The organism is Arachidicoccus sp., assembly GCF_050436765.1.
Lineage (GTDB): Bacteria > Bacteroidota > Bacteroidia > Chitinophagales > Chitinophagaceae > Arachidicoccus.
In genome coordinates this window covers 1-5,781 of the sequence record NZ_JBNQGD010000244.1, presented here as the reverse complement: position 1 = coordinate 5,781, position 5,781 = coordinate 1, and the positions used below count along the sequence as shown (strand labels likewise).

At 37.2% G+C, this 5,781-nt stretch carries 6 protein-coding genes; all 6 read right to left on the bottom strand.

Going from position 1 to position 5,781, the window contains the following annotated elements; translation table 11 throughout:
• Positions 1-172: 172 nt before the first annotated feature.
• Entirely contained in the window at positions 173-895 is a 723-nt protein-coding gene (locus tag ACQR30_RS10695) for a class I SAM-dependent methyltransferase (RefSeq protein ID WP_429734873.1), read from the bottom strand.
• Positions 896-956: 61 nt separating this feature from the next.
• On the bottom strand, positions 957-1,592 hold the full coding sequence (locus ACQR30_RS10690) for a hypothetical protein (protein WP_429734871.1): 636 nt from the start codon (positions 1,590-1,592) through the stop codon (positions 957-959).
• 26 nt (positions 1,593-1,618) lie between these two features.
• Positions 1,619-3,856, bottom strand: a complete 2,238-nt coding sequence (locus ACQR30_RS10685; RefSeq protein WP_429734869.1) for a TonB-dependent receptor — start codon at positions 3,854-3,856, stop codon at positions 1,619-1,621.
• A 152-nt stretch (positions 3,857-4,008) separates the two neighbouring features.
• Positions 4,009-4,299 (bottom strand): winged helix-turn-helix domain-containing protein, encoded by a 291-nt coding sequence (locus ACQR30_RS10680; RefSeq protein ID WP_429734866.1) that lies wholly within the window; start codon positions 4,297-4,299, stop codon positions 4,009-4,011.
• Positions 4,292-4,885 (bottom strand): hypothetical protein, encoded by a 594-nt coding sequence (locus ACQR30_RS10675; protein WP_429734864.1) that lies wholly within the window; start codon positions 4,883-4,885, stop codon positions 4,292-4,294. Before ACQR30_RS10675 ends, ACQR30_RS10680 begins: the two co-directional genes overlap by 8 nt.
• Positions 4,886-4,986: 101 nt before the next feature.
• On the bottom strand, positions 4,987-5,781 hold a 795-nt coding region (locus tag ACQR30_RS10670), incomplete at its 5' end, for an MFS transporter (RefSeq protein WP_429734862.1).

Below are 5,781 nucleotides of genomic sequence, written 5' to 3'. Positions count from 1 at the left end.
AAAATTAGCAAAAATATAAGCTTAATTAATTCAATATCAACTAGTTGTGTTTTTGACTACCGAAAAGTGTTCAAAACAGGAAAAAAGGAGAAGAGCTACACATTAATTACAATGCAGTGCCCAACGACGCTACAGAGGTGTGGTTTCATCATTTAATAGAACAACCCTAGCCTCAATTTTTTTCCGCGACGATTATAGTGAGTGGTGGAAAAGTATTGAAAATAAAAGGCCCATGTTTTTTTACCGTCATCCCTAACTGTTCAAAAATATTTTTGTAAACAGCCGTATGCCTAAAGTCAGAAATAATGGCTTTGGCCCCTGGCTTTAGTAACCTGTAAATTTCTTCACAGGCCGCTTTTCTGCTTTCCTTTTCGTATATATTATGCAAACAGAGATTACTCAAAATCAAATCGAAACTGGCGCTTTCAAAAGAAGTTCGTATAATATTTTCATTTAGCACTTCTACTCTATTTGACACCCCCTCCAGACGCGCATTTTGCATTGCACTCTCAAAATTATTACCACTCAGGTCTTCTGCATTCCATATATCAATGCCTACGGACCGGCCCTCAGGCAAATGTTTAGCCGCACCAATCATCAATAACCCCCGGCCGGTGCCTATGTCCAAAACCTTTTCTCTTCCGGAGAATGAAAATAATTTCAACATTCTGTCCCGATGTTTCAATTTACCATATTTGCTATACCAAATCATCAGTAGCCCCTCAGCTAGACAAAAAAAGCCGGTGTAGATAAATGTACCGGCCAGCATCAATAACCAGGAAATGCCTAACAACGGAATTGCTGCAAGCCCAGCCAACAAAGCCACGAAACCTATCATCAATAAATTGCGTATTACTTTTGGTGCATCAATACCATAGTTTATTTTATTATCCATATCCGAAATTATGATTCATTTTATTTTTACCCACAATTTCATTATCATAGCTCCCCAAGTGCTATTTATCGCATTCTTCCAGCATTTTTTCAGCCAACTGTTTACCCCAGTTCGGTGAAATATCACTTGCAGGTTTAAACGTTGCAAACAAATCTACGGATTTTTGAAAAATAGGCTTTGCTTTTTCTTTCCCACCTCCAAAATTCTCTGGTGTATGAAATATATTTTCTCCCATTAAAAAATAAATTCTCGGATTAGTAGCGTCCTGTTCCATCGTCTGCTTAACATATTTAGCCATTGCCACTCCACTAGTTTGCCACCGTTCTTGTGGGTTTACCGTCATTTCCATCGTTTCATTATAATAATGTAAAACACTCAGCTCTGCATTTTTGTCGATGGCCTCTGCCGAAGTAAGCAACTCATCTACTTTTTTCCCGATAGCATCTTTGTCTGCTTGCGGGTCGTTCATCCCTTCATCCAGTTGCGCCAGAGCCGCATAATAATAAGGTAGCCACTGGGTTTTCTCTGCACTGGCAATTCTTTCAAATGCACCGGATACATTTAAATAATCCGCTGAAGTCTTTGCATTTTTCAACAAAGACAAATTGGATTTCATCGCGCCTTCATACTTGGCGGATTGTGCAAATACTGTTGAAACGCCCAACAATATCGCTAAGGGAAGAATCAGTTTTTTCATTTTTTTGATTTTTAATATTATTAAATTTAAAGATTATCGTTGATAATCTGTTGAGAGCGATCAACGCCCCACGTAAAAAATACACCTATAAAGAAGAATTGTCTGGCTGAAGGAAGTACGGGGGTTTTATAAGAACCATTGTAGGAATAATTATAACCATAAATCTGTTTATTGTCCAATAGATTGCTAATGGTCGCCACAATGATAATATTGCTTTTGGCATTTGCTTTCCCTAAATTGGGTAGATAATCTACACTTAATCCCACATTATTATAATCAATTGTTGCACCCTTGTCAGTTAAATCATAGCCATGATTGCTGTTGGGCATAAAATGATAATAAGGGCGGCCTGTAGCAAAACTATAAGTCAAATTCACTTGTGTTTTTAGCTTTTGAAAAAACTTCTTTCCTACTACCGAAAATGTATGCGGTGTGGCATAGTCAGGCTGCAAAGTTTCAGAATAATTTAAATAATCTCTTTTAGTATCTAGATAGGAATAACTCACCCAATATTCAAAATTCTTAAAAGTTTTCTTATCTCTCCAAAAGATATCAACTCCCTTTGCGTAACCCGAACCGTTATTATTATAAGTAAATGTCCCATTTTTTAAAGGAACAGTTTTAATTAGTTTATCATAATCTTTATAGTAGGCTTCGATGCGAAATAATTGTCTGTCTCCTGTCTTTTGATAATTGATTATATAATGAGTAGCCTTGGTGAAATCCAGATGACGATTATACATCAAAAACATGGTTTCGGGCTTTTGATAGAACATACCATAAGCCGCCGACATCTGCGCATTTGCCCCCAAGCTATAGGCAAAAGAAAGACGTGGAGACCAATTGCTCTGCTGGAGCAAAGTAGAATATTCACCTCTACCCCCTAATTTCATCATAAAATGATTAGAAAAATAAGTGTCCGTTTCCGCAAACAATGCGCCATAATTATCTTGTAAATTAACGGGATAATTGTTGTATAAAAGGTTGGCAGCTTCATAATTGTATTCTCCACCAAAACGAATCGCATTTAGGTGTTCCAATTTTTTTTCAAAAACAATTCTAGACTGCAAATTATCGGTACTATTTTTTAAGTCAAAATTCTTCAAATTCATCCAATAGGTATTCGTATCAAACTGTTTCGGCCGATTACTTACATCGACAATTTGTTCTTTTATTTTATCTGAATTGATACTAAAACTATTTGACCAATACATTTTCCAACGCTTGCCCAAATTTTCTATCCAGTTCAGGTTATTGTACCAATTAGCACTCTTAACATCGAACTGATCTTTTAAATAGAGGCTGTCCACATCCTGATTGCGCATGCCAACTTTATTATAACCAAAAGATGTATAATACTTAATCATCCCACCCCATTTAGTCTTCACACGATAATTAAAGTCCGCCGTATGATATTGTGGTGCTTTAAAAAAATCAGGTTTTGTTTTTATCACATCAAAATATAAGGAAACATTGGTATAGCCATAATTTAATCCAAAAGAAGACTTTTTACTTTTAGATAATTGTTGTGTACCCGCTCCCAAAAACAATGGCGAGACCGATAAATCCACTTCCGACTTATCAGGTAATGCGTTACTTGTCAGCAAAACAACCGAAGAAAGTGCATCGCCATATATAGCAGAATAGCCGCCTGTACTAAATACGGTTCCGCTAAACAAAAATGGATTAAAACGACCACGCTGGGTGATCTCCGGAGGCCCCCTAAAATAAGGATTACTAATTACAGCACCATCCATATATTGCTTAGTTTCGTCTCCGGTACCGCCCCTCACGAACAGACCTTCCTGTTCCCCAACTTGCTGCGCACCCGGCAAAGTCCGCAATGCAGTAGTTATATCTCCGTTGGTAGCAGTCGTTACGATATCTAATGCGCTCAAGACTACACCTTTTTTAGCATCCCCCGCGGAAAATGCGCCGGCAGTAACCGTCACCGCATTCAGCTCGTTAATCGCTTCTTTTAAAACAATATTCAGATCAGTGGACTTACCAGTTTCCAATACTTCATCAAAATCTTCATAACCGGTGGATGTAACCAGTAAAGTGTCTTTTTCTTGCCCGGAGGTAGTAAACTTAAAACGGCCCGCGCTATCGGAGACTGCTCCATCATAAGAATTTTTAATAGCAATACTGGCACCAACGATCGGTTTCATTCTCTTATCTTTTATGGTGCCTTCAATAATCGTTTGCGCAAAACAAGAGACAATACATAAAGAAAGTAGCACCAATAATATTGGCTTTTTCATCAAGCAAATCTTTAAATTATTAATTTAGAATTTCAAAATCAAATGTAATTTCGAGAACAACAATAAGCAATGGATTTTCGCTAATCGTCATTTTCTTGTCGGCAGACAACAGTTATTATGCTTTGGCGATATAATATCACAAAATTTTTATATTACTCTTCAAATTTCAGGTAGCTTTTTATTGCCTCAACATACTCTTCGAAAGCAGCAATACCTTTTTTACTGATTTTACAGGTTGTAAGTGGATATTTACCTTTGAAGGATTTCTTCAGAGAAATATAACCCGCTTCATCCAACTTTTGCAATTGCACACTCAAATTGCCCGCAGTAGCACCCGTTTTCTCCCTTATAAATCCAAACTCTGCTTCATTTACACCCACTAGCAAGCTCATAATTGCCAAGCGCAATTCAGAATGTAGCAGTGCATCTAATTGCTTAAACATTTGCTTCATTTTTTGCTTTCTTCCATAATAAATAACCGGGAATAATATAACCGATGAACATTGTAAGTGCACCAATCAAAAGCTCACTGGTATCATTGCCGAGATATGCGGAGATAATAGCACCTATCCAAAAAACTACGGCGCCAAAATACAAGGGCTTAAATCGATAAACACCGCCGGAAGCAAACATGCCAAAGCCCAACAAACACCAAATAAAACCAACCGGGTAAATATTCATTTTCACACACATGAAAATAACCACCATATAGGTAATACCGAAGGCGATCCATATCATCCCGTTATTAGCGTCCAGACGCGAAAAAGCGCGTTGTCCCGCTGTTCGCTGAAACCTAAAATAGAGAAAGGTCACAATTATGCCCATAATTACCACGACAGGCCACACATAATTTGATTGGTGACCATAACCCATTTCTATCATTACGTATTGCGTTATACAAGCAAGAATGATTAAAACTCCCCAAAATAAAAAGGCAAAGCCATTATTATAAAACTTATTGCGTGAGGCAGCAAGCATTTGCTCTATCACCTTTAAACTTTCCAGGGGAGAAATATTTTTGTCTTCCATTTTAATTTATTTTTATAAATAAGGCACAAATATAAAGTAGTTTATTTTATAAACTAGAATTATTTAGAAAAATATTTTTGGACCCGTTCTATTAAAATAATTTAAGAAAGATGAAAACGTTGTATTTTTCGCGTATACAGTAGACCGAAAAACCCAATGATAAAGAAAAGGATAAGAACAAGAATAGCGTAACGCATATTACCGGTTAACTGTTGAATGAAACCAAAACTAAAGGTACCGATAACAATGGCAACCTTTTCTGAAACATCAAAAAAGCTGAAGAAAGAAGCCGTATCTTTTGTTGAAGGCATCAGCTTGGAATAAGTAGAACGGCTAAGCGACTGTATGCCGCCCATTACAATGCCTACAAGGGTCGCCACTATATAAAACCCAATGGCTGTCTGGATAAAATAAGCCATCACACACACCCCGATCCATATTATGACAACAACGGAGAGCACCCGAATATTGCCGAATTTCTCAGACAATTTGGCCATCAAATAAGAACCTCCAATAGCCACAATTTGAATGATTAAAATACAAACAATCAATTGGGTCACACTTAAATTCAACACCTGACTGCCAAACAAGGTAGCGGCAATCATCACCGTCTGCACACCCATACTATAAAAGAAAAATGAGAACAGGTAGCGTTTCAAAACAGGCATCATCTTCAACTGTCGCCATACTTTTCTCAACTCGGTAAATCCATTATTAAAAACAGAAACCTCCCTAGACGTATTTATTTTACTTTTGGGCAACCTGAAAAACGTAATCTGTGCAAAGCCGAACCACCAGAGGCCTACAAGTAAAAAGGATAAACGAGAAGCAAAACCTTCATCCATTCCAAATGGCTTCATTAACACAAAAACAAAACATATTATTTGCAATAGTAC